19 protein-coding genes are annotated in these 20,890 nt (G+C 68.5%); 14 read left to right on the top strand and 5 right to left on the bottom strand.

Annotated elements, in window-relative coordinates; translation table 11 throughout:
* The first annotated feature begins 29 nt into the window (after positions 1-29).
* Genes acuI through ACWH49_RS23460 form a run of 3 tightly spaced genes read left to right on the top strand, consistent with a single transcriptional unit; the run spans position 30 to position 4,229 of the window.
* Positions 30-1,007, top strand: a complete 978-nt coding sequence (gene acuI, locus ACWH49_RS23470) for an acrylyl-CoA reductase (NADPH) (RefSeq protein ID WP_448173637.1) — start codon at positions 30-32, stop codon at positions 1,005-1,007.
* 27 nt (positions 1,008-1,034) lie between these two features.
* Entirely contained in the window at positions 1,035-2,936 is a 1,902-nt protein-coding gene (locus ACWH49_RS23465) for a propionate--CoA ligase (protein WP_448173636.1), read from the top strand.
* Between the two features lie 12 nt (positions 2,937-2,948).
* Positions 2,949-4,229 carry a serine hydrolase domain-containing protein gene (locus ACWH49_RS23460; RefSeq protein WP_448173635.1) on the top strand — a complete coding sequence of 427 codons (1,281 nt, stop codon included), beginning with the start codon at positions 2,949-2,951 and terminating at the stop codon, positions 4,227-4,229.
* Here the strand turns inward: ACWH49_RS23460 and ACWH49_RS23455 are convergent.
* The 4 genes from ACWH49_RS23455 to ACWH49_RS23440 form a co-directional block, all read right to left on the bottom strand.
* A complete protein-coding gene (locus ACWH49_RS23455; RefSeq protein WP_448173634.1) occupies positions 4,210-4,650 on the bottom strand; it encodes a nuclear transport factor 2 family protein in 441 nt (146 codons plus the stop codon). The two genes, ACWH49_RS23460 and ACWH49_RS23455, sit on opposite strands and share 20 nt — an antisense overlap.
* On the bottom strand, positions 4,650-6,317 hold the full coding sequence (locus ACWH49_RS23450) for a PhoH family protein (RefSeq protein ID WP_448173633.1): 1,668 nt from the start codon (positions 6,315-6,317) through the stop codon (positions 4,650-4,652). Before ACWH49_RS23450 ends, ACWH49_RS23455 begins: the two co-directional genes overlap by 1 nt.
* Before the next feature lie 186 nt (positions 6,318-6,503).
* On the bottom strand, positions 6,504-6,980 hold the full coding sequence (locus ACWH49_RS23445; protein WP_056469829.1) for a peroxiredoxin: 477 nt from the start codon (positions 6,978-6,980) through the stop codon (positions 6,504-6,506).
* 79 nt (positions 6,981-7,059) lie between these two features.
* Positions 7,060-7,455: an Mth938-like domain-containing protein gene (locus ACWH49_RS23440; RefSeq protein ID WP_056469825.1), complete on the bottom strand. Its 396-nt coding sequence runs from the start codon at positions 7,453-7,455 to the stop codon at positions 7,060-7,062.
* Between the two features lie 72 nt (positions 7,456-7,527).
* Between ACWH49_RS23440 and ACWH49_RS23435 the strand changes: the two genes are divergently transcribed.
* The 8 genes from ACWH49_RS23435 to clpB all read left to right on the top strand — a co-directional run bounded on the left by ACWH49_RS23435 (position 7,528) and on the right by clpB (position 16,547).
* Positions 7,528-8,754 carry a pyridoxal phosphate-dependent aminotransferase gene (locus ACWH49_RS23435; protein ID WP_448173632.1) on the top strand — a complete coding sequence of 409 codons (1,227 nt, stop codon included), beginning with the start codon at positions 7,528-7,530 and terminating at the stop codon, positions 8,752-8,754.
* Positions 8,755-8,766: 12 nt separating this feature from the next.
* Positions 8,767-10,086, top strand: coding sequence for a homoserine dehydrogenase (locus ACWH49_RS23430; RefSeq protein ID WP_448173631.1), 1,320 nt, complete (start codon positions 8,767-8,769; stop codon positions 10,084-10,086).
* Positions 10,083-11,489, top strand: a complete 1,407-nt coding sequence (gene thrC / locus ACWH49_RS23425; RefSeq protein ID WP_448173630.1) for a threonine synthase — start codon at positions 10,083-10,085, stop codon at positions 11,487-11,489. Before ACWH49_RS23430 ends, thrC begins: the two co-directional genes overlap by 4 nt.
* 15 nt (positions 11,490-11,504) lie before the next feature.
* The gene (locus ACWH49_RS23420; RefSeq protein ID WP_448173629.1) at positions 11,505-12,728 is read left to right on the top strand and encodes a molybdopterin molybdotransferase MoeA; all 1,224 of its coding nucleotides are present in this window, start codon (positions 11,505-11,507) and stop codon (positions 12,726-12,728) included.
* Positions 12,725-12,976, top strand: coding sequence for a MoaD/ThiS family protein (locus ACWH49_RS23415; protein ID WP_056471114.1), 252 nt, complete (start codon positions 12,725-12,727; stop codon positions 12,974-12,976). Before ACWH49_RS23420 ends, ACWH49_RS23415 begins: the two co-directional genes overlap by 4 nt.
* 4 nt (positions 12,977-12,980) lie before the next feature.
* On the top strand, positions 12,981-13,472 hold the full coding sequence (moaE, locus tag ACWH49_RS23410; RefSeq protein ID WP_448173628.1) for a molybdopterin synthase catalytic subunit MoaE: 492 nt from the start codon (positions 12,981-12,983) through the stop codon (positions 13,470-13,472).
* Entirely contained in the window at positions 13,469-13,849 is a 381-nt protein-coding gene (gene crcB, locus ACWH49_RS23405) for a fluoride efflux transporter CrcB (RefSeq protein ID WP_448173627.1), read from the top strand. Before moaE ends, crcB begins: the two co-directional genes overlap by 4 nt.
* 85 nt (positions 13,850-13,934) lie before the next feature.
* The gene (gene clpB / locus ACWH49_RS23400) at positions 13,935-16,547 is read left to right on the top strand and encodes an ATP-dependent chaperone ClpB (protein WP_448173626.1); all 2,613 of its coding nucleotides are present in this window, start codon (positions 13,935-13,937) and stop codon (positions 16,545-16,547) included.
* Positions 16,548-16,556: 9 nt separating this feature from the next.
* Here the strand turns inward: clpB and ACWH49_RS23395 are convergent, their stop codons facing one another.
* Entirely contained in the window at positions 16,557-17,837 is a 1,281-nt protein-coding gene (locus ACWH49_RS23395; protein ID WP_448173625.1) for a hypothetical protein, read from the bottom strand.
* A 148-nt stretch (positions 17,838-17,985) separates the two neighbouring features.
* On the opposite strand from ACWH49_RS23395, the gene ACWH49_RS23390 reads away from it, so the two are divergent.
* The 3 genes from ACWH49_RS23390 to rpsF all read left to right on the top strand — a co-directional run bounded on the left by ACWH49_RS23390 (position 17,986) and on the right by rpsF (position 20,866).
* Positions 17,986-18,255 (top strand): DUF4212 domain-containing protein, encoded by a 270-nt coding sequence (locus tag ACWH49_RS23390; protein ID WP_448173624.1) that lies wholly within the window; start codon positions 17,986-17,988, stop codon positions 18,253-18,255.
* Entirely contained in the window at positions 18,256-20,349 is a 2,094-nt protein-coding gene (locus ACWH49_RS23385; RefSeq protein WP_448173623.1) for a sodium:solute symporter family protein, read from the top strand.
* 106 nt (positions 20,350-20,455) lie between these two features.
* A complete protein-coding gene (rpsF, locus tag ACWH49_RS23380) occupies positions 20,456-20,866 on the top strand; it encodes a 30S ribosomal protein S6 (RefSeq protein WP_056469791.1) in 411 nt (136 codons plus the stop codon).
* The last annotated feature ends 24 nt before the right edge of the window (positions 20,867-20,890 follow it).

Genomic DNA, 20,890 nt, shown 5'->3' with positions numbered 1-20,890 from the left:
ATCGTGCCGTCTTCTGTGGGGGAGTCACCATGTTCAAGGCTGTGCTGCTCGAAAAGTCGGATGCGGGGTTCCAGGCGTCGCTCCGGTCGGTCGACGAGGCGGGACTGCCGCCTGGCGACGTGCTGATCCAGGTCGAGCATTCGACGCTCAACTACAAGGACGCGCTGGCCATCACCAACAAGAGTCCGGTCGTCAGGCAGTGGCCGATGGTCGCGGGGATCGACGGGGCGGGCGTCGTGCTCGAGAGCAGTCACCCGGCGTGGAAGCCCGGCGACCGGGTCGTCCACAACGGCTGGGGCGTCGGCGAGACGCGCTGGGGTTGCCTGGGCGAGCGGGCGCGGCTGATGGGCGACGGGCTGGTCGCACTACCCACCGCGTTCTCGACCGAGCAGGCGATGGCGATCGGCACGGCGGGCTACACCGCGATGCTGTGCGTGCTCGCCCTCGAACGGCGCGGGCTGGCGCCCGGTGACGGCGACGTGCTGGTGACGGGCGCCACCGGCGGCGTCGGCAGCGTCGCGGTTGCCTTGCTCAGCCGGCTCGGCCACCGCGTGACCGCCGCCACCGGCAAGGCGAGCGAGGCCGACTACCTGCGCGGGCTCGGTGCCGCGGAGGTGATCGATCGCGCCGAACTGGCTGCGCCTGGCAAGCCCCTTCAGAAGGAGCGCTGGCGTGCCGTGGTCGACGCGGTCGGCAGCCACACGCTGGTCAACGCGCTGGCGCAGACGCGCTACGGCGGCGTGGTCGCGGCCTGCGGGCTCGCGCAGGGCTTCGACCTGCCCGGCACGGTGATGCCGTTCATCCTGCGCGGCGTCACGCTGGCAGGCGTCGACAGCGTGATGGCCCCGATCGGGGCGCGCCGCGAGGCGTGGGCGCGGCTCGCGACGGACCTCGACCCGGCCCGCCTCGCCGCGATCACCGAGGTCGTGCCGCTCGACCAGGCGATCGCCAAGGCGCACGGCTTGATGCAAGGCAAGGTGCGCGGGCGGATCGTCGTCAAGATCTGAGTCCCGCACCAGCAAGGCACTCGAACGATGACCCGCTACGCCGACTTCCATCGCCGCTCTCTGGATGACCGCGACGGCTTCTGGACTGACCAGGCGCAACTGATCGACTGGCATCGCCCGTTCGATCAGGTGTGCGACTACAGCCGGCCGCCGTTCGCCAGGTGGTTCGTCGGTGGGCAGACCAACCTGTGTCACAACGCCATCGACCGGCACCTCGCCGAGCGCGCCGAACAGAACGCGCTGATCGCGGTCTCGACCGAGATCGACGAGGAACGCGTCTACAGCTATCGCGAACTGCATGCCGAGGTGCAGCGCATGGCTGCCTGCCTGCTCGCGCTGGGCGTGAAGCAGGGCGACCGCGTGCTGATCTACATGCCGATGGTCGCGCCCGCCGCGTTCGCGATGCTCGCCTGCGCGCGCATCGGCGCGATCCACTCGGTGGTGTTCGGCGGCTTCGCCAGCGGCAGCCTGGCGAGCCGGATCGACGATGCGCAGCCGACCGTCATCGTCAGCGCCGATGCCGGCAGCCGCTCCGGCAAGGTCATCCCGTACAAGCCGCTGCTGGACGAGGCGATCCGCCTGGCGACTTACCAGCCCGCGAAGGTGCTGCTGGTCGACCGCGGCCTCGCGCCGATGGCGCGCGTCGCCGGGCGGGATGTCGATTACGCCGCGTTGCGCGAACAGCACCTCGACACGGTGGTGCCATGCGTGTGGCTGGACGCGACCGCGCCGAGCTACACGCTCTACACCAGCGGCACGACCGGCAAGCCCAAGGGCGTGCAGCGCGACACCGGCGGCTACGCGGTCGCGCTGGCCGCGAGCATGAAGCACATCTTCCAGGGCGCACCGGGCGAGACCTACTTCTGCACCAGCGACATCGGTTGGGTCGTCGGCCACAGCTACATCGTCTACGGGCCGCTGATCGCCGGCATGGCGACCGTCCTGTACGAGGGGCTGCCGACCCGACCCGATGCCGGCATCTGGTGGCAGCTCGTCGAGAAGTACCGAGTCAACGTGATGTTCAGCTCGCCCACCGCGATCCGGGTGCTGAAGAAGCAGGATCCGGCGCTGATGGCGTCGCGTGACCTGAGCTCGTTGCGCGCACTGTTCCTCGCCGGCGAGCCGCTCGACGAACCGACGGCGACCTGGATCTCGCAGGCGCTGCGCAAGCCGATCATCGACAACTACTGGCAGACCGAATCCGGCTGGCCGATCCTGACGATCGCCAACGGGATAGAGCCGCTGCCCAGCAAGTTCGGCAGCCCCGGTTTTGCGATGTACGGCTACGACGTCAAGGTGATCGACGAATCGACCGGCGCCGAGATCACCGAGCCCGGCCGCAAGGGCGTGCTCGCGATCGCCGGCCCGTTGCCGCCGGGCTGCATGCAGACGGTGTGGCGCGACGACGAGCGCTTCGTCAAGACCTACTGGAGCGACATCCCGGGCCGCCAGCTGTACAGCACCTTCGACTGGGGCATCCGTGACGCCGACGGCTACTTCTTCATTCTTGGCCGCACCGACGACGTGATCAACGTCGCCGGGCACCGTCTGGGTACGCGCGAGATCGAGGAAAGCATCTCCAGCCACCCGAACGTGGCGGAAGTCGCCGTTGTCGGCGTCGCCGACGCGCTGAAGGGCCAGGTCGCGATGGCCTTCGTGATCGTCAAGGACGCGACCGGTCTCGACGACGAGGCGGCCCGCCTGAAACTCGAAGGCGACATCATGAAGACCGTCGACGGCCAACTCGGGGCCTTGGCGCGGCCGGCGCGCGTCTTCCTCGTCACGCTGCTGCCGAAGACCCGCTCGGGCAAGATGCTGCGCCGCGCGATCCAGGCGGTCTGCGAGAAGCGCGACCCGGGCGATCTGACGACAATGGATGATCCGGGCGCGTTGCAGCAGATCAAGCTGCTCGTCGACCCACCCACCTGACCGGACCGATCGATGACCGACACCACGGCGAGCACGCCCATCCTCCCGACCGAGCCGCTGACCGCGGCCGCCAGCGACCCGAACGTGCTGGGCTGGATGCAGGGTTCGCCGCCGCCGCCGGAGAAGCAGGTGCGCTTCGACGACGGCAGCATGTACACCTTTCCGAAGCTGCGCTGGGCCCAGTCGAACATCCGCCGCCTCGTGCCGACGACCAATGTCTGGCGCGGCACCGAGCCGGTCTGCTTGCTGCCGCGCGCCGACCGCGACGATCTCGACGCGGTCACGTTCACGCCGATCGGCCGCAGCGACACGATGACCTGGGCGCAGTCGCTCGACGCGAACTACACCGACGGCATCGTTGTGCTGCACCGCGGGCGCATCGTCTACGAGCGCTACTTCGGCGCGCTCGATGCGCAACGGCCGCACATCGCGTGGTCGGTGACCAAGTCGTTCTTCGGGTTGATCGCCGCGTCGCTGATCGAGGAAGGGCGGCTCGATCCGCAGGCACCCGTGACCGCTTACGTGCCCGAACTCGAAGGCAGTGGCCTGGGCAACGCCACGCTGCGCCAGGTGCTCGACATGACGACGTCGATCCACTACTCCGAGGACTACACCGACCCGGACGCCGGCATCTGGATGCACGGCCGCGCCGGCGGCATCCTGCCGCGCGTGCCGGAGCAGGTCGGCCCGGGCAGCTTCTACGAATTCCTCGGCACGCTGAAGCAGGATGGGCCGCACGGCCGCGCGTTCTCGTACAAGACCGTCAACACCGACGTGCTCGGCTGGGTCTTGCGGCGCATTACCGGCCTGCCGCTCGGCGATCTGCTGCAGCAACGGATCTGGTCGCAGCTCGGCGTCGAGCAGGACGGCTACCTGATGGTCGACAGCACCGGCACCGAATTCGCCGGCGGCGGCTTCAACTGCTGCCTGCGCGACCTGGCCCGGTTCGGGCAGATGCTGCGCAACGACGGTTTCTGGAATGGCCGCCAGGTCGTGCCGGTCGCGGCGATCGAGGACATCCGCCGCGGCGCCGATCCGCAGCATTTCGCGCAGGCGGGCTATGTGACGCTACCGGGCGCCAGCTACCGCAACATGTGGTGGGTCACGCACAATGAGCACGGTGCGTACTGCGCCCGCGGCATCCACGGGCAGGGCGTCTACATCGATCCGATCGCCGGCATGGTGATCGCGCGCTTCGCGTCGCACCACATCGCCGGCAACATGGGGATCGATCCGACCACACTGCCGGCCTATCACGCGCTGGCCAAGCACCTCATGGCGACGGATTCTTGAATGCCGCGAGCAGCGGGCCGATGCGCTGACCCATCTGCTCGCCCAAAGCCTGCAGGCCGCTGAGCGGACGGATCATCACCTCGAAGTCGACGATCTTGCCCTCGCTGTCGAACCGGATCAGGTCGATGCCCTTGAGCTGCTTGTCGCCGACGCGAGCACTGAACTCGAGCACCGCGTTCAGCCCGTCGTCGGTCGCCAGTTCGCGGTGGTACGCGAAGTCCTCGAACACGCCCAGCACGGTCGTCAGGATCAGGTTCACCGCCTTCGCGCTCTCATAGGGCTTGAACGCCATCGGCGAGCGGAAGGTGGCATCGGCGTGCAGCAGCGACGGCAGGTCGGCCAGGTCGCCCGAGGCCACCATGCGGTGCCAGGTGACCAGCGTGGCCGCCACCGCGGCCGGATGCGGCGCGCTCGCGAGCATCAGAGCACCTCGGAGGCGAAGTCGGCCAGCCGCGAACGCTCGCCACGCGCCAGCGTGACGTGTCCCGAATGCGGCCAGCCCTTGAAGCGGTCGACTGCGAAGGTCAGGCCCGAGCTGCCTTCGGTCAGGTAGGGCGTGTCGATCTGCGCCAGGTTGCCGAGGCAGACGATCTTCGTGCCGGGGCCGGCGCGGGTGATCAGCGTCTTCATCTGCTTGGGCGTCAGGTTCTGCGCCTCGTCGATGATCACGAACTTGTTCAGGAAGGTGCGGCCACGCATGAAGTTCAGCGACTTGATCTTGATCTTCGAGCGGACCAGGTCGTTGGTGGCCGCGCGGCCCCATTCGCCGGCGCCGCCGTCGGTCTTGGACAGCACCTCGAGGTTGTCGTCGAGCGCGCCCATCCACGGGCTCATCTTCTCTTCCTCGGTGCCCGGCAGGAAGCCGATGTCCTCGCCGACCGGCACGGTCACGCGCGTCACGATGATCTCGGTGTAGCGGCGGTCGTCCATCACCTGGCTGAGGCCGGCAGCCAGGGTCATCAGCGTCTTGCCGGTGCCCGCGGTGCCGGTGAGGGTGATGAAGTCGCAGTCCGGGTCCATCAGCAGGTTCAGCGCGAAGTTCTGTTCGCGGTTGCGTGCGGTCACGCCCCAGACCGCGTTCTTCTGGTGGGTGTATTCCTTCAGCGTGCGCAGCACCGCGGTCTTGCCGGTGATCTCGGTGACCTTCGCGTAGAGCGATGCGGCGCCCGGCGCCTCGAGGTAGACGAACTGGTTGATCAGCAGCACCGGCACCATCGGCCCGCTGATGCGGTAGTAGGTCAGGCCGCCCTGCTGCCAGCTCTCCATCGTCTTGCCGTGCTTGTCCCAGAAGTCGGCCGGCAGCGGCAGAACGCCGGTGTACAGCAGGTCGCCGTCCTCCAGCGTCATGTCGTTCAGGTAATCCTCGGCCGGCAGGCCCAGGGCACGCGCCTTGATGCGCATGTTGATGTCTTTGGACACCAGCACCACGTCGCGGCCCGGCTGCTGCTCGCGCAGCGCCTGCACGACGCCCAGGATCTGGTTGTCGGCCTTGCCCTGGGGCAGCCCGGCAGGCAGCGTGACGTTGATCAGATTGGTCTGGAAGAACAGCTTGCCGCCGGCCTCGCGGTGCCCGGTGCGGTTCAACGGCAGGCCTTCGGACATGCCCGACGAATCGCGCGTCGGCATGCTCGCCGCCAGCGCGTCGAGCTCGCGGCTGACCTGGCGCGCGTTGCGCGAGACCTCGGTCATGCCCCGCTTGTGGCCGTCCAGCTCCTCGAGCGTGATCATCGGCAGGTAGATGTCGTGTTCCTCGAAGCGGAACAGCGACGTCGGGTCGTGCATCAGCACGTTCGTGTCGAGCACGAACAGCGTCGCCGGGCCGTTGCCGCGCGGCTTGCGGGCCCGCGTCTCGGGCTGCGGCTTGCGCGGTGCGACCACCGGCTTGGCAGGAATGACCGGCACCGACTTGGCGATCGCTGCGCCGGTCGGTGGGGCCGCGTCGTACAGCTCGACGACGGCGGGGGCATGAGGCTCGACTGCTGCGCGGGTCTTTTGGGGGCGTTTGCCGCGTTGGGGGGCCGACTGGGAGTCGAAGTCGGCGGCACTGAGGAGGGAGGCTCGTTGGGCAGGCGGCTTGGGCAGTGGCATCGGTGGTGATGGGTGGCTGTCAGAAAACAAAAAAGCCGCACAGTCGGCTGTGCGGCTTGGTGGGGTTGCGCAGTTCGAGACTGTCGGCCATGCGGACCATTATGCACAAGTTCGCTTGCCGTACCGCGCCGCGAACGCCCATGGAAAAGCCGGCGCGCGGCCGGCTTTTCCCGGGGGCGAGACGCCTCAGCCGGCCTTCTTCAGCGCCTTGACTTCCTTCAGCACTTCCTCGACATGGCCCGCCACCTTGAGGCCGCGCCACTCGCCCTTGAGCACGCCATGGCCGTCGATCAGGAAGGTGCTGCGCTCGATGCCCTTGACCTTCTTGCCGTACATGATCTTGTTCTTGACCACGCCGAACATGTGGCACAGCTTCTCTTCGGTGTCGGCGATCAGCTCGAAGGGCAGTTCGAGGCTCTGCTTGAACTTGTCGTGCGAGGCCATGTTGTCGCGCGAGACCCCGAACACGACCGCACCGTTCTTCACGAACTCCTTGTGGTGGTCGCGGAACTGCATCGCCTCGGTGGTGCAACCAGGGGTATTGTCCTTGGGGTAAAAATACAGAACGACGATCTTGCCGGCGTACGCCTGGGGCGTGAACTTGATGCCGCCGGTTGCGAGCGCTTCAAATTCCGGGAGGGGTTTGTTGAGGGCTGGCGTCATGGAGTATTCTGATTGGTTGCGCCGGGGCAGGCGTAGCCGCAGATTATAAGCGGTGCGGACGCCGCGCCGATCCCCCCAGTCACGCCGGAGCCGCGCCGCTTGGCAGCTCGAACAGCAGCGCGGCCACGACCGAGCGGCCTTCGGCGAGCAGGACGTTGTAGGTGCGACACGCCGCGGCGGTGTCCATCGTCTCGATGCCGATGCGGCGGCCGATCAGCGGCTTCAGCAGTGCCGGCTTGGGAAATCGAATTCTCGAGCCGCTCCCGAAGATCACCAGTTCCGGCGCCAGCGCGGCCAGCGCCTCGAAATGCAGATCGGTCAGCGCGTCGAACCCGTCGACCGGCCAGCGCACCACGTCGCCCGACCACGGCACCACGACGCTGTGGCGGTGCTCGACGCCATTCACCAGCACGCCGCCCGGGCCGTGGCGGGCGATGGCGTTCTGACCTTCGATGCGATCGGCTTGGAGTTTCATGGCGCAGACGTGGAGAACCCGTGTGCCAAAATTGTAGGTTCTGCAGTGCAGCAAACGTTCCCGGAGGCCTTTTTGAAACCCATCGTCAAGTCGAGCAAGCTCGCCAACGTCGCCTACGACATCCGCGGCCCGGTGCTCGACAAGGCCCGCCAGATGGAGGAAGAGGGCCAGAAGATCATCAAGCTGAACATCGGCAACGTCGCCGCGTTCGGCCTGGAGCCGCCCGACGAGATCGTGCAGGACATGATCCGCAACATGCCGCACACCGCGGGCTACACCGACAGCAAGGGCCTGTTCGCGCCGCGCAAGGCGGTGGTGCATTACACGCAGCAGAAGAACGTGGCCGGCGTGACGATCGACGATGTCTACCTCGGCAACGGCGCCTCCGAGCTGATCGCGATGGGCATGAACGCGCTGCTCAACGACGGCGACGAGGTGCTGATCCCGTCGCCCGACTACCCGCTCTACACGGCCGTCGTCGGGCTGTCCGGCGGCACGCCGGTGCACTACCTGTGCGACGAGTCGACCGGCTGGATGCCCGACATCGAGCACATGAAGTCGAAGATCACGCCGCGCACCAAGGCGCTGGTGGTGATCAACCCCAACAACCCGACCGGCGCGCTGTACCCGGAGAGCGTGCTGCGGGAGATCGTCGAGGTCGCGCGCACCCACCAGCTGATCGTGTTCGCCGACGAGATCTACGACAAGACGCTCTACGACGGCAACACGCACACCAGCATCTCGTCGCTCGCCGACGACGTGCTCTTCGTGACCGTCAACGGCCTGTCGAAGAACTACCGTTCCTGCGGCTACCGCTCGGGCTGGATGGTCGTCTCGGGCGAGAAGCGCCACGCGAAGGACTACATCGAGGGCCTGAACATGCTGGCCTCGCTGCGGCTGTGCGCGAACACGCCGGGGCAGCTCGCCATCCAGACCGCGCTCGGCGGCTACCAGAGCATCAACGACCTGGTCGCGCCGACCGGCCGCCTGTGCCGCCAGCGCGACCTCGCGTACGAACTGCTGAGCGCGATCCCGGGCGTCAGCGTGGTCAAGCCGAAGGCGGCGCTCTACATGTTCCCCAAGCTCGACCCGAAGATCTACCCGATCCACGACGACCAGCAGTTCGCCTACGACCTGCTGTCGGAGCAGAAGGTCCTGATCGTGCAGGGCACCGGCTTCAACTGGGCCACGCCGGACCATTTCCGGATCGTGTTCCTGCCGAACTCCGACGACCTGACCGAGGCGATCGGGCGCATCGCCAGGTTCCTCGAGCACTACCGCAAGCGTCACTCGGCGTGACCTGAGACAGACATGAAAGCAATCCAAGTCGGCCTGATGGGCCTGGGCACCGTCGGCGGTGGTGTGTTCGAGGTGCTGCGGCGCAACCAGGAAGAGATCACCCGCCGCGCCGGCCGCGGCATCCAGCTGACGATGGTCTCGCGGCGCGACGTGGCCAAGGCGCAGGCGCTGGTCGGTGACCACGCGACCGTCGTCGCGGACGCCCGCGAGATCATCGCGAACCCGGCGATCGACATCGTCGTCGAATTGATCGGCGGCACCGGCATCGCCCGCGAGCTGGTGCTCGAGGCGATTGCGGCCGGCAAGCATGTCGTGACCGCCAACAAGGCACTGCTCGCGGTGCACGGCACCGAGATCTTCGCCGCGGCGCGCGAGCGCGGCGTGATGGTCGCGTTCGAAGCCGCGGTGGCCGGCGGCATCCCGATCATCAAGGCGCTGCGCGAAGGGCTGACCGCGAACCGTATCGAATGGGTCGTCGGCATCATCAACGGCACGACCAACTTCATCCTGTCGGAGATGCGGGCCAAGGGCCTGGACTTCGACGTCGTGCTGAAGGAAGCACAGCGCCTGGGCTACGCGGAGGCCGACCCGACCTTCGACATCGAGGGCGTCGACGCCGCGCACAAGGCGACGATCATGAGCGCGATCGCGTTCGGCGTGCCGGTGCAGTTCGACAAGGCTTACGTCGAGGGCATCACGAAGCTGAACGCCGCCGATATCCGCTATGCCGAGCAGCTCGGCTACCGGATCAAGCTGCTCGGCATCACCAAGCGCCGCAGCGGCGCCGTCGAGGGCATCGAGCTGCGCGTTCATCCGACGCTGGTGCCGGCCAAGCGCCTGATTGCGAACGTCGAGGGCGCGATGAACGCGGTGGTGGTGCAGGGCGATGCGGTGGGCAGCACGCTCTACTACGGCAAGGGCGCGGGCGCCGAGCCGACCGCCTCCAGCGTGATCGCCGACCTGGTCGACATCACCCGGCTGCACACCGCCGACCCCGACCACCGCGTGCCGCACCTGGCGTTCCAGCCCGGCTCGCTGCAGGACACGCGCATTCTGTCGATCGACGAGGTCGTCACCGCCTTCTACCTGCGCCTGCAGGTCAAGGACCAGGCTGGCGTGCTGGCGCGCATCACCGCGATCCTGGCCGAGAGCGACATCTCGATCGATGCGCTGCTGCAACGCGAATCCGCCGAAGGCGAGGCCCAGACCGACGTGATCATCCTGACCCACGACACGGTCGAAGGCCGCATGAACAAGGCGATTGCGCAGATGCAGGCGCTGCCGACCGTGCTCGCGCCGATCGTGCGCATCCGCAAGGAAGAATTGTCGTGAAGTACATCAGCACCCGGGGCGACCAAACCGAGCGCCACTTCTGCGAGATCCTGCTCGAAGGCCTGGCGCCGGACGGCGGGCTGTACCTGCCCGTCGCGTACCCGAAGATCGACGCGGCCGCGCTCGCGACGTGGCGCGGCCTCGCCTACCACGAGCTCGCGTTCGAGATCCTGTCGCTCTACATCGACGACATCCCGCCGGCCGACCTGCGCGCGCTGGTCGCGAAGACCTACACCGCCGAGGTGTTCGGCACCCGCGAGATCGTGCCGTTGCGCGCGCTCGAGCCCGGCGTCTATCTCGAAGCCCTGTCGAACGGCCCGACGCTGGCGTTCAAGGACATGGCGATGCAGCTGCTCGGCCACCTGTTCGAGTACGAACTCGCGCGCCGCGACCAGCAGCTCAACATCCTCGGCGCGACCTCGGGCGACACCGGCAGCGCCGCCGAATACGCGATGCGCGGCAAGAAGGGCGTCAACGTCTTCATGCTGTCGCCGAAGGGCCGCATGAGCCCGTTCCAGCAGGCGCAGATGTTCAGTCTGCAGGACGCGAACATCCACAACATCGCGGTCGAAGGCGTGTTCGACGATTGCCAGGACATCGTCAAGGCCGTCTCGAACGACCTCGCGTTCAAGCGCGAGCACCGCATCGGCACCGTCAACTCGATCAACTGGGCGCGGCTGCTGGCGCAGGTCGTCTACTACTTCGCCGGCTACTTCCAGGCGACGAAGACGAACGCCGAACAGGTCACGTTCGCCGTGCCGTCGGGCAACTTCGGCAACATCTGCGCCGGCCACGTCGCACGGATGATGGGCCTGCCGATCCGCCAGCTCGTGCTCGCGACCAACGAGAACAATGTGCTCGACGAGTTCTTCCGCACCGGCACCTACCGGGTGCGCAGCAGCGCCGAGACGCACGAGACCTCGAGCCCGTCGATGGACATTTCCAAGGCCTCGAACTTCGAACGCTTCGTGTTCGACCTGCTCGGCCGCGATGCGCAGCGCACCCGCGAACTGTTCAAGACCGAGCTCGATCGCAGTGGCGCGTTCACGATCACGCCGGACGAGTTCTCGCGCATCGAAGGCTACGGCTTCGTCTCCGGCACGAGCACCCATGCCGACCGGCTGGCCACGATCCGCGACACCGACCGGCGCTTCGGCGTGGTGATCGACACCCACACCGCGGACGGCCTGAAGGTCGCGCGCGAACACCTGAGGCCGGGCGTGCCGACGCTCGTGCTCGAAACCGCGCTGCCGGCCAAGTTCGCCGAGACGATCGTCGAGGCGATCGGCCGCGAACCGGACCGCCCCGCGGCGATGCGCGGCATCGAGCAGCTGCCCAAGCGCTTCGAAGTGATGCCGGCCGACGCCGCCCGGGTCAAGGCCTTCATCGCCGCGAACACCTGATCCATGAAGCCCGGCATGGCTCCGCTGCTGACCCTCGACGAGGCGCTGGAGCGCCTTCTGGGCGCCGTCGCGCCACTGCCTGCTGCGACGCACGAGACGGTCTCCACCTTCGACGCGCTCGGCCGCGTGCTGCAGCAGGACGTGCGCTCCGCGCTCGACGTGCCGCCGCAGGACAACACGTCGATGGACGGCTACGCGATGCGCGCCGCCGACGTGCCGGCCGCCGGCACGCTGCTGCCGGTGAGCCAGCGCATCCCGGCCGGCGTCGTCGGTGAGCCGCTGCAGCCCGGCACAGCCGCCCGCATCTTCACCGGCGCCCAGGTGCCGCCCGGCGCGGACGCGGTGGTGATGCAGGAGCAGTGCGAGGCGGTCGAGCAGTCGGTCCGCATCAACACCGTGCCGGTCAGCGGCCAGTGGATCCGCCGCCGCGGTGAAGACGTTCAGGCCGGCGCCACCGTGCTGCCCTCCGGCGCGCGCCTCACGCCGCAGGCCCTGGGTCTGGCGGCCACGGTTGGCGCCGCCACGCTGCAGGTCGCGCGCCGTCCGCGCGTCGCACTGTTCTCGACCGGCGACGAACTCGCGATGCCCGGCGAGCCGCTCAAGCCCGGCGCGATCTACAACTCCAACCGCTTCACGCTGCGCGCCGCGATCCAGGCGCTGGGTTGCGACTGCACCGACCTCGGCATCGTGCCTGACCGGCTCGACGCCACCCGCGATGCGCTGCGCCGTGCCGCACAAGGTCACGACTTGATCGTGACCTCCGGCGGCGTGTCGGTCGGCGAGGAGGACCACCTGCGCCCCGCCGTGCAGGCCGAAGGCCGGATCGAGCTGTGGCAGATCGCGATCAAGCCCGGCAAGCCACTGGCCTTCGGCGCGGTGAACCGGCCGGATGGCAGCGCGGCCCACATCATCGGCCTGCCCGGCAATCCGGTGTCCAGTTTCATCACCTTCCTGCTGATGGTGCGGCCGGTGCTGCTGCGGCTGCAGGGCGCGACGGCGCTGTCGCCGGTGCGCGTCAAGCAGCGCGCCGACTTCGACTGGCCGAAGCCCGACAAGCGCCGCGAGTTCCTGCGCGTGCGTCGCAACGCGACCGGCGGGCTCGACCTGTTTCCGAACCAGAGCTCCGGCGTGCTGACCTCGGCGGTCTGGGGCGACGGCGTGGTCGACACGCCGAGCGGCCAGCCGATCGCACGCGGCGACCTGGTGGATTTCCTGTCCTTCGCGGAGTGGTCGGCATGAAGCTCACGGTGCGCTACTTCGCGTCGATCCGCGAGGCATTGGGGCCGGTCGAGACGATCGAGGCGCCGGTCGCCAGCACCGTGGGTTCGGTGCGCGATGCGCTGATCGGCCGCGGCGGTGCGCACGCGAGCGCACTCGCGCGCGGCAAGGCGCTGCGCACGGCCTTGAACCAGGTGCTGTGCGACGAGGCGGCGGTGGTGGAAGAGGGCGCCGAACTGGCGTTCTTCCCGCCGGTGACCGGGGGCTGAGCTGGTGAGCGCCGCGCGCGTCGTCGTCCAGACCGCCGATTTCGACCTCGGTGCCGAGGTCGCCGCGCTGCGCGCCGGCGATCCGGCCGTCGGTGCCGTCGCGTCGTTCATCGGCACCGTGCGCGACCGCAACGATGGGCAGGGCGTCAGCGCGATGGAACTCGAGCACTACCCCGGCATGACCGAGCGCGCGATCGAGGCGATGATCGACGAGGCCTTGCGCCGCTTCGAGATCCGCGGCGCGCGGGTCATCCACCGTGTCGGCCTGCTGCAGCCGCAAGACCAGATCATGATGGTCGCGGTCACGTCCGCGCACCGCGGCCAGGCGTTCCAGGCCTGCGAGTTCCTGATGGACTACCTGAAGACCCAGGCCCCGTTCTGGAAGAAGGAACAGACGCCCGACGGCGCGCGCTGGGTCGATGCGCGCAGCAGCGACGACGCGGCCATCGCTCGCTGGGGGATCCAGGCCAACAACGCGGCGCCGGACGCGCCGTGACCACGGCGCTGCCCTGGCTGCAGATCGTCGCGGTGGCCGTCGGGGCCGCGATCGGCGCCCTGGCACGCTGGCTCGCCGGCCTGTGGCTCAATGCACAGTGGTCCGGCTTCCCGCTGGGCACGCTGCTGGTCAACTGCGTCGGCGGTCTGTTGATCGGCATGGCGCTCGCCTGGTTCGAACGCACGCCGAACGAATTGCTGCGGCTGCTGCTGGTCACCGGGTTTCTGGGCGGGTTGACGACCTTCTCGTCGTTCTCGGGTGAGTCGCTGGTGCTGCTGCACCGCGGCCAGTTCGTGCTGGCGTTCGGCCACAGCGCCGCCCATCTGCTCGGATCGCTGGCTTTCGCGGCCCTGGGCTACTGGATCGTCGCCCGCTGATTGACCGGGCGCAAGGCGCGGGCCGGGCCGCGCTTGAAAATCGATTCGATTGCCTCATGTCCGACGCAATCGGAGGACTTTCCCCATGCGAATCGACAAACTCACCAGCAAGTTCCAGGAAGCGCTGGCCGACGCCCAGAGCCTGGCCGTCACGAACGACAACCCGTACATCGAACCGGCCCACGTGCTCGCCGCGATGCTCGCGCAGGCCGACGGCCCGAAGGCGCTGCTCGATCGTGCCGGCGCGAACAGCGCCGCGCTGAAGACCGCGCTCGACGTCGCGATCAAGGGCCTGCCGCAGGTGCAGGGCTCCGGCCAGGTCGTGCAGCCGAGCCGCGACCTCGCGTCGCTGCTGCAGTCGGCGGAGAAGGAAGCCGGCAAGCGCGGCGACCAGTTCATCGCCAGCGAGATGTTCCTGCTCGCGCTCGCCGACGCGAAGACCGACCTGGCCGGCATCGCGCGCGGCCACGGCCTGACCCGCAAGGCGCTCGAGACCGCGATCGAGGCGGTGCGCGGCGGCCAGACCGTCGACAACGCCGAGGCCGAGGGGCAGCGCGAGGCGCTCAAGAAGTACACGCTCGACCTGACCGAGCGCGCCCGCAAGGGCAAGCTCGATCCGGTGATCGGCCGCGACGATGAGATTCGCCGCGCGATCCAGGTGCTGCAACGCCGCACCAAGAACAACCCGGTGCTGATCGGCGAACCCGGCGTCGGCAAGACGGCGATCGTCGAAGGCCTGGCGCAGCGCATCGTCGCCGGCGAGGTGCCCGATTCGCTGAAGAACAAGCGCGTGCTGGTGCTCGACATGGCGCTGCTGCTGGCGGGTGCCAAGTTCCGCGGTGAATTCGAGGAGCGGCTCAAGGGCGTGCTGAAAGAGGTGGCGGCCGACGAAGGCCAGACCATCGTCTTCATCGACGAGATCCACACGATGGTCGGGGCGGGCAAGGCCGAGGGCGCGATCGACGCCGGCAACATGCTCAAGCCCGCGCTGGCGCGCGGTGAACTGCACTGCATCGGCGCGACCACGCTCGACGAGTACCGCAAGTACATCGAGAAGGACGCGGCGCTGGAACGTCGCTTCCAGAAGATCCTGGTCGGCGAGCCGACCGTGGAGGCGACGATCGCGATCCTGCGCGGGCTGCAGCAGAAGTACGAGGTCCACCACGGCGTCGAGATCACCGACCCGGCGATCGTCGCCGCGGCCGAACTGAGCCACCGCTACATCACGGACCGCTTCCTGCCCGACAAGGCGATCGACCTGATCGATGAGGCCGCCTCGAAGGTGCGGATCGAGATCGACTCCAAGCCCGAGGCGATGGACAAGCTCGACCGCCGGCTGATCCAGCTGCAGATCGAGCGCGCCGCGGTCACGCGCGAGAAGGACGAAGCGTCGCAGCGCCGCCTCGGTCTGATCGAGGAGGAGATCGCGCGCGTCCAGCGCGAGGCCGCCGACCTTGAGGAAATCTGGAAGGCCGAGAAGGCCGCTGCGCAGGGCTCTGCCCACCTGATGGAAGAGATCGACCGGATCAAGTTCCAGATCGAGGACTGGAAGCGTAAGGGCGACTTCAACAAGGTCGCCGAGCTGCAGTACGGCAAGCTGCCGGACCTGGAGAAGACGCTGAAGGAAGCGCAGGCCAAGGAGGCGAGGAAGGGCGCCGAAGGGAAAGGAAAGAGCGGTGGCGCGAAGCCGCAGCTGCTGCGCACCACCGTCGGCGCCGAGGAGATCGCCGAAGTCGTCGCGCGTGCCACCGGCATCCCGGTCAGCAAGCTGATGCAGGGCGACCGCGAAAAGCTGTTGCAGATGGAAGGCAAGCTGCACGAGCGCGTGATCGGGCAGGACGAAGCGATCACCGCGGTCGCCAACGCGATCCGCCGTTCACGCTCGGGCTTGAGCGACCCGAACCGGCCGACCGGCTCGTTCCTGTTCCTCGGGCCGACCGGCGTCGGCAAGACCGAGCTGTGCAAGGCGCTCGCCGGCTTCCTGTTCGACAGCGAGGACCACCTGATCCGTCTCGACATGAGCGAGTTCATGGAGAAGCATTCGGTCAGCCGCCTGATCGGCGCGCCGCCGGGCTATGTGGGCTACGACGAGGGCGGCTACCTGACCGAGGCGGTGCGCCGCAAGCCGTACAGCGTGCTGCTGCTCGACGAGGTCGAGAAGGCGCACCCCGATGTCTTCAACGTGCTGCTGCAGGTGCTCGACGACGGGCGCCTGACCGACGGCCAGGGCCGCACCGTCGACTTCAAGAACACCGTGATCGTGATGACCAGCAACCTCGGCTCGCACCAGATCATGCAGATGGCCGGGCAGCCGAGCGAGGAGATCCGCGACGCGGTCTGGGTCGAGGTCAAGCAGCATTTCCGCCCGGAGTTCCTGAACCGGATCGACGAGGCGGTGGTGTTCCACGCGCTCGACATCAAGAACATCGAGGCGATCGCGAAAATCCAGCTCAAGGTGCTGGAGACGCGTCTCGAGAAGATGGACATGAAGCTCGACGTCTCGCCGCGCGCGCTGGCCGAGCTCGCCAAGGCCGGTTTCGACCCGGTGTTCGGCGCGCGGCCGCTGAAGCGCGAGATCCAGCGCCGGATCGAGAACCCGGTCGCCAAGCTGATCCTCGAAGGGCGCTTCGGCCCGAAGGACGTGATCCCGGTCGACTTCGAGGACGGCGCGTTCGGGTTCGAGCGCGTCGTCCACTGACGAGGCCGCTCAGGCGCCCGGCGGCGGCACCAGCAGCGCGTCCAGGCGCTGCACCTGCAGGCGGACCAGCGTCAGGTTCGCCTGCATCTTGTCGAGCGCCGCGTGCAGCGCCAGCCCCGGGTGGCCGGGCAGGCCGCGCAGCAGCAGGTGGTGCGAGCCGAGCGTGATGGCAGCCTCGGGGAGCACGTGGCCGAGGCCCATGCTGCGGCTGCTGGCGCTCATGCCGGCGAGCAGGGTCTTGCCGTGCAGGGCCAAGTCCGCTGCGCCGGGGCTGGCGCCGGCGTGGGCGATGTCGGCACCGGTGGCCACGTCGAACACGCAGCAACTCGCCATGCCGGGCAGTTCGCTGACCTGTCGAACGTAGCGTTCGATCGGGTTCTGCGGCGTGATGGCGCGCGTGGCGGCGGTGGGCACCGGCGGCATCGGGCGCATCTGCAGCCGGTCCGGCCCGCGGCGCTCGACGACGGGGACCGGGGTTGCCGGCATCTTGGCGGGCGCTTCGGCGCTCATGCTCGGCATCGCGACCGCCAGGGCCGGCATCGGGCGTTCGCCGGCCCGCGGCGGCGTCTCCATCATGCGGCTCCAGGCGGCGCTGATGAATCCCCATGCGTCGGCCGGACGGCCGACCTGCGGGGTCGCGCGCACGCCGACGCCGGTGTCGCGCGCCAGTTCCATCCCCTGCGAGATCAACGTGCACCCGGATGCGAGGGGCAGCAGCAGCAACTGCCGGTTCGGCCACGGGCCGCTCAGCATGTGCTCGTGGAACGGCTTCAGCGCCGTCGTGACCGCGTGGCCCGGCAGGCTGCCGACCATCAGCACGCCGAGCCGGCTGTACGCCAGCAGCATGCGCGCGAGGGCGTGGCGCGAGGCCATGTCGGCATCGACTTCGGTCGAGTACATGCGCAGCACGCGGCCGTCCCCCGTCGGCAGCTCGATGAAGACCAGGTTGGCCAGGGTCGTGCCGTTGCCCTGGCGGCGGATCATCAGGTGCTGCAGCGCGCGTCCGCTGGCGGCCGCCATGCCCGCCAGCAGCTTCTGCGACGACGAGGTCGCGATGTCGTGGACGGCAATGAACTCCGGCTTCAGGTGTTCGAATTGCTGCTGCATCGCCTGTTCGGGCGGGCACGAGACGAACAGCTCGCGCTGGTCGTTGCCGGTCGGTCGGCCGACGTCCTGCTGCTCGGCGACATCGTCTTCGCCCATGATCTGGGTCGCGAGCGAGGTCTGGGCGCGCGTCGACTGCCAGGCATCGGGCGATGACGTTGTCCTTGGCGGATAGGTGCGGTTCATGGCTTCACTGACGTGACGCGGTCGAAGGCGCTGCGGTCGGTCAGTGTAGGCCTGGGTCCGCTCTGCGCGCGACCCCTAATGGCAATCCCCGAGCGCGATGGCGGGCCCGCGCCGCGCACCGCGTGACGAAGATTGCACAATCGCCCCCATGCTTCCGCCCGCGCCATCGCCCTCGTTTTCCGGCGCGCGCTGGCGACGGCGCCAGCGGATCACGGCGGCACTGCTGGCGGTCTGGTTCGTGGTCACGTTCGGCGTGGCGTACTTCGCGCGCGAGCTCGATGCCCGCGTGCTGGGCTGGCCGTTCAGCTTCTGGGTGGCGGCGCAGGGCGCGTCGATCGTGTACCTGGTGCTGGTGGTCGTCTATGCGCGCGTGATGCGCCGCATCGACGCGGTCGACGGCCTCGCGGAAGAAGACTGAGTGGCGACCGCGTCGAGCATCGAATCGCACGCGTTCCGCCGCCGGCTGGACCGCATCTACCTGCGCTATACCGTCGGCTTCGTCGCGTTCGTCGCGTTGCTGGCGATCCTGGAGCAGACGGGCCTGCCGCGGCGCTGGATCGGCGTGGTCTTCCTGCTCGCCACGGTGGGCCTGTACGCCGCGATCGGCATCGTCGCGCGCACGACCGACGCGGCCGAGTACTACGTGGCCGGGCGGCGCGTGCCGGCGATGTACAACGGCATGGCGACCGCGGCGGACTGGATGTCCGCCGCCTCGTTCATCGGGCTGGCCGGCACGCTGTACCTGCAGGGCTACGGCGGCCTGGCCTACGTGATGGGCTGGACAGGCGGCTTCGTGCTGGTCGCCGTGCTGCTGGCGCCGTACCTGCGATGCTTCGGCGAATACACGATTCCCGATTTCCTCGCGGCGCGCTACGGTGGCCGCGCGCCGCGGCTGATCGGCCTGAGCGCCGCGATCCTGTGCTCGTTCGTCTACCTGGTCGCGCAGATCTACGGCGTCGGCCTGATCACCACGCAGCTGACCGGGGTCGACTTCGTGCTCGGGATCTTCCTCGGCCTGGGCGGCGTGCTGGTGTGTTCGTTCCTCGGCGGCATGCGCGCGGTCACCTGGACGCAGGTGGCGCAGTACATCATCCTGGTGATCGCGTACCTGATCCCGGTCGTCTGGCTGTCGGTCAAGCAGACCGGCGTGCCGGTGCCGCAGCTGGCCGTCGGGCAACAGCTCGCCAAGGTCGGCGAGCGCGAGGAGCAGCTGCTGCGCGACCCGAAGGAACTGGAGGTGCGCGCGCTGTTCAAGGCGCGCGCCGAGACGTATGCCGCGAAGCTGAAGGACGTGCCGGCCGCGCTCGTCGCCGACCGCGCGCAGGCACAGCAGCTCAGCCGTGACCTGAAGGCACGCAACGCGCCGCTGCGCGAGATCCAGTCGGCCGACAAGGCGCTGGCGACGCAACCCAAGTCCGAGGCGCAGGCACGCGAGGTCTGGACGCGCGCGCAGGCCGTCAACGAGACGCGGGCGCAACCGCTGGCCGGCATGTCGCGGCATGCTCAGGCCTTCAACGGCGACCCGCAGGGCGATTCGACGCAGCGCCGGGTCTTCGACGACTCGCGGCGCAACTTCATCGCGCTGGTGTTCTGCCTGATGGTCGGCACCGCGGCGCTGCCGCACATCCTGATGCGCAGCTACACCACGCCGTCGGTGCGCGCGGCGCGCGAATCGGTGGCGTGGTCGCTGTTCTTCATCCTGCTGCTGTACCTCACGGCGCCGGCGCTGGCGGTGCTGGTGAAGTACGAGGTCTTCAACGGGCTGGTCGGCCTGCCGTTCGACCGGCTGCCGACCTGGATCGCCAGCTGGGCCCGGGTCGATCCGTCGCTGATCTCCGTCGTCGACATCAACCGCGACGGCATCCTGCAGCTCGGCGAGATCCGCATCGGCGGCGACCTGATCGTGCTGGCGACGCCCGAGATCGCCGGGCTGCCGTACGTCGTGTCCGGCATGGTCGCCGCCGGCGGGCTGGCGGCGGCGCTGTCGACCGCCGACGGGCTGCTGCTGACGATCGGCAACGCGCTGTCGCACGATCTCTATTTCAAGCTGCTCGGGCCGCAGGCTTCGGCGGCGCGCCGGGTGACGGTGTCCAAGGTGCTGCTGCTGGCGGCCGCGCTGGCCGCGGCGGCGGTGGCGGCGCAGCGGCCGGCGGACATCCTGTTCCTGGTCACGGCGGCGTTTTCGATCGCCGCCTCCGCCTTCTTTCCTGCGCTGGTGCTGGGCATCTTCTGGAGCCGCGCCAATCAGTGGGGCGCGCTGTGCGGCATGGCCAGCGGCCTCGGTCTGACGCTGTATTACCTGATCCGCAACGAGGCCTGGCTGCGCGGCCTGTTCGGCGTGACGGCGCCGATCGAGCTGTGGGGCGGCATCCTGCCGGTGTCGGCCGGGGTGTTCGGGGTGCCGGTCGGCTTCGCGACCTGCGTGCTGGTCAGCCTGATGACGCCGGCCCCGACGGCCGAAGCGCGCTCCTTCGTGCGCGAATTGCGCGACCCGTCGCCGCCCGGGCTATAATCATCGGCTCACCTTGCCACACCCGGGTCTTGACGCTTCGGGGTGGCTTCACCGCCTCGGCCGGCGAACTTCGCACCGCAGGCCGCGGAATCCACAAGGAGTCTCAATGCGTCATTATGAAATCGTTCTGCTGATCCACCCGGATCAAAGCGAACAGGTTCCGGCCATGCTGGAACGTTACAAGGGTGTCGTCACCGCCGGCGGGGGCAAGGTCCACCGCGTGGAAGACTGGGGTCGTCGCCAGATGGCCTACATGATCCAGAAGCTCGCGAAGGCGCACTACCTGTGCATCAACATCGAGTGCAGCAAGGACGTGCTGGTCGAACTCGAAACTGGCTTCCGCTTCAACGACGCCGTGCTGCGCCACCTGACGGTGCTGCAGGACGAAGCCGTGACTGCGCCGTCGGTGATGATGAAGATGGTCGAGCGCGAAGATTCGCGCAAGTCGTCTCCGCCGCCCGAGCGTGGTGACCGCGGCGACCGCCCGGAGCGCCAGCAACAGGAGGCTTCGGCCTGAAGACACGCCAGTCGTTGCCCGGTG

Source organism: Rhizobacter fulvus, assembly GCF_964020785.1.
Note: the sequence above shows the minus strand (reverse complement) of the source record. Positions and strands in the feature narration are given on the sequence as shown.

Coding starts and splice junctions, on each gene's coding strand:
- acuI (WP_448173637.1), top strand. CDS start 30: ATGTTCAAGGCTGTGCTGCTCGAAAAGTCGGATGCGGGGTTCCAGGCG.
- ACWH49_RS23465 (WP_448173636.1), top strand. CDS start 1,035: ATGACCCGCTACGCCGACTTCCATCGCCGCTCTCTGGATGACCGCGAC.
- ACWH49_RS23460 (WP_448173635.1), top strand. CDS start 2,949: ATGACCGACACCACGGCGAGCACGCCCATCCTCCCGACCGAGCCGCTG.
- ACWH49_RS23455 (WP_448173634.1), bottom strand. CDS start 4,650: ATGCTCGCGAGCGCGCCGCATCCGGCCGCGGTGGCGGCCACGCTGGTC.
- ACWH49_RS23450 (WP_448173633.1), bottom strand. CDS start 6,317: ATGCCACTGCCCAAGCCGCCTGCCCAACGAGCCTCCCTCCTCAGTGCC.
- ACWH49_RS23445 (WP_056469829.1), bottom strand. CDS start 6,980: ATGACGCCAGCCCTCAACAAACCCCTCCCGGAATTTGAAGCGCTCGCA.
- ACWH49_RS23440 (WP_056469825.1), bottom strand. CDS start 7,455: ATGAAACTCCAAGCCGATCGCATCGAAGGTCAGAACGCCATCGCCCGC.
- ACWH49_RS23430 (WP_448173631.1), top strand. CDS start 8,767: ATGAAAGCAATCCAAGTCGGCCTGATGGGCCTGGGCACCGTCGGCGGT.
- ACWH49_RS23420 (WP_448173629.1), top strand. CDS start 11,505: ATGGCTCCGCTGCTGACCCTCGACGAGGCGCTGGAGCGCCTTCTGGGC.
- ACWH49_RS23415 (WP_056471114.1), top strand. CDS start 12,725: ATGAAGCTCACGGTGCGCTACTTCGCGTCGATCCGCGAGGCATTGGGG.
- clpB (WP_448173626.1), top strand. CDS start 13,935: ATGCGAATCGACAAACTCACCAGCAAGTTCCAGGAAGCGCTGGCCGAC.
- ACWH49_RS23395 (WP_448173625.1), bottom strand. CDS start 17,837: ATGAACCGCACCTATCCGCCAAGGACAACGTCATCGCCCGATGCCTGG.
- ACWH49_RS23390 (WP_448173624.1), top strand. CDS start 17,986: ATGCTTCCGCCCGCGCCATCGCCCTCGTTTTCCGGCGCGCGCTGGCGA.
- rpsF (WP_056469791.1), top strand. CDS start 20,456: ATGCGTCATTATGAAATCGTTCTGCTGATCCACCCGGATCAAAGCGAA.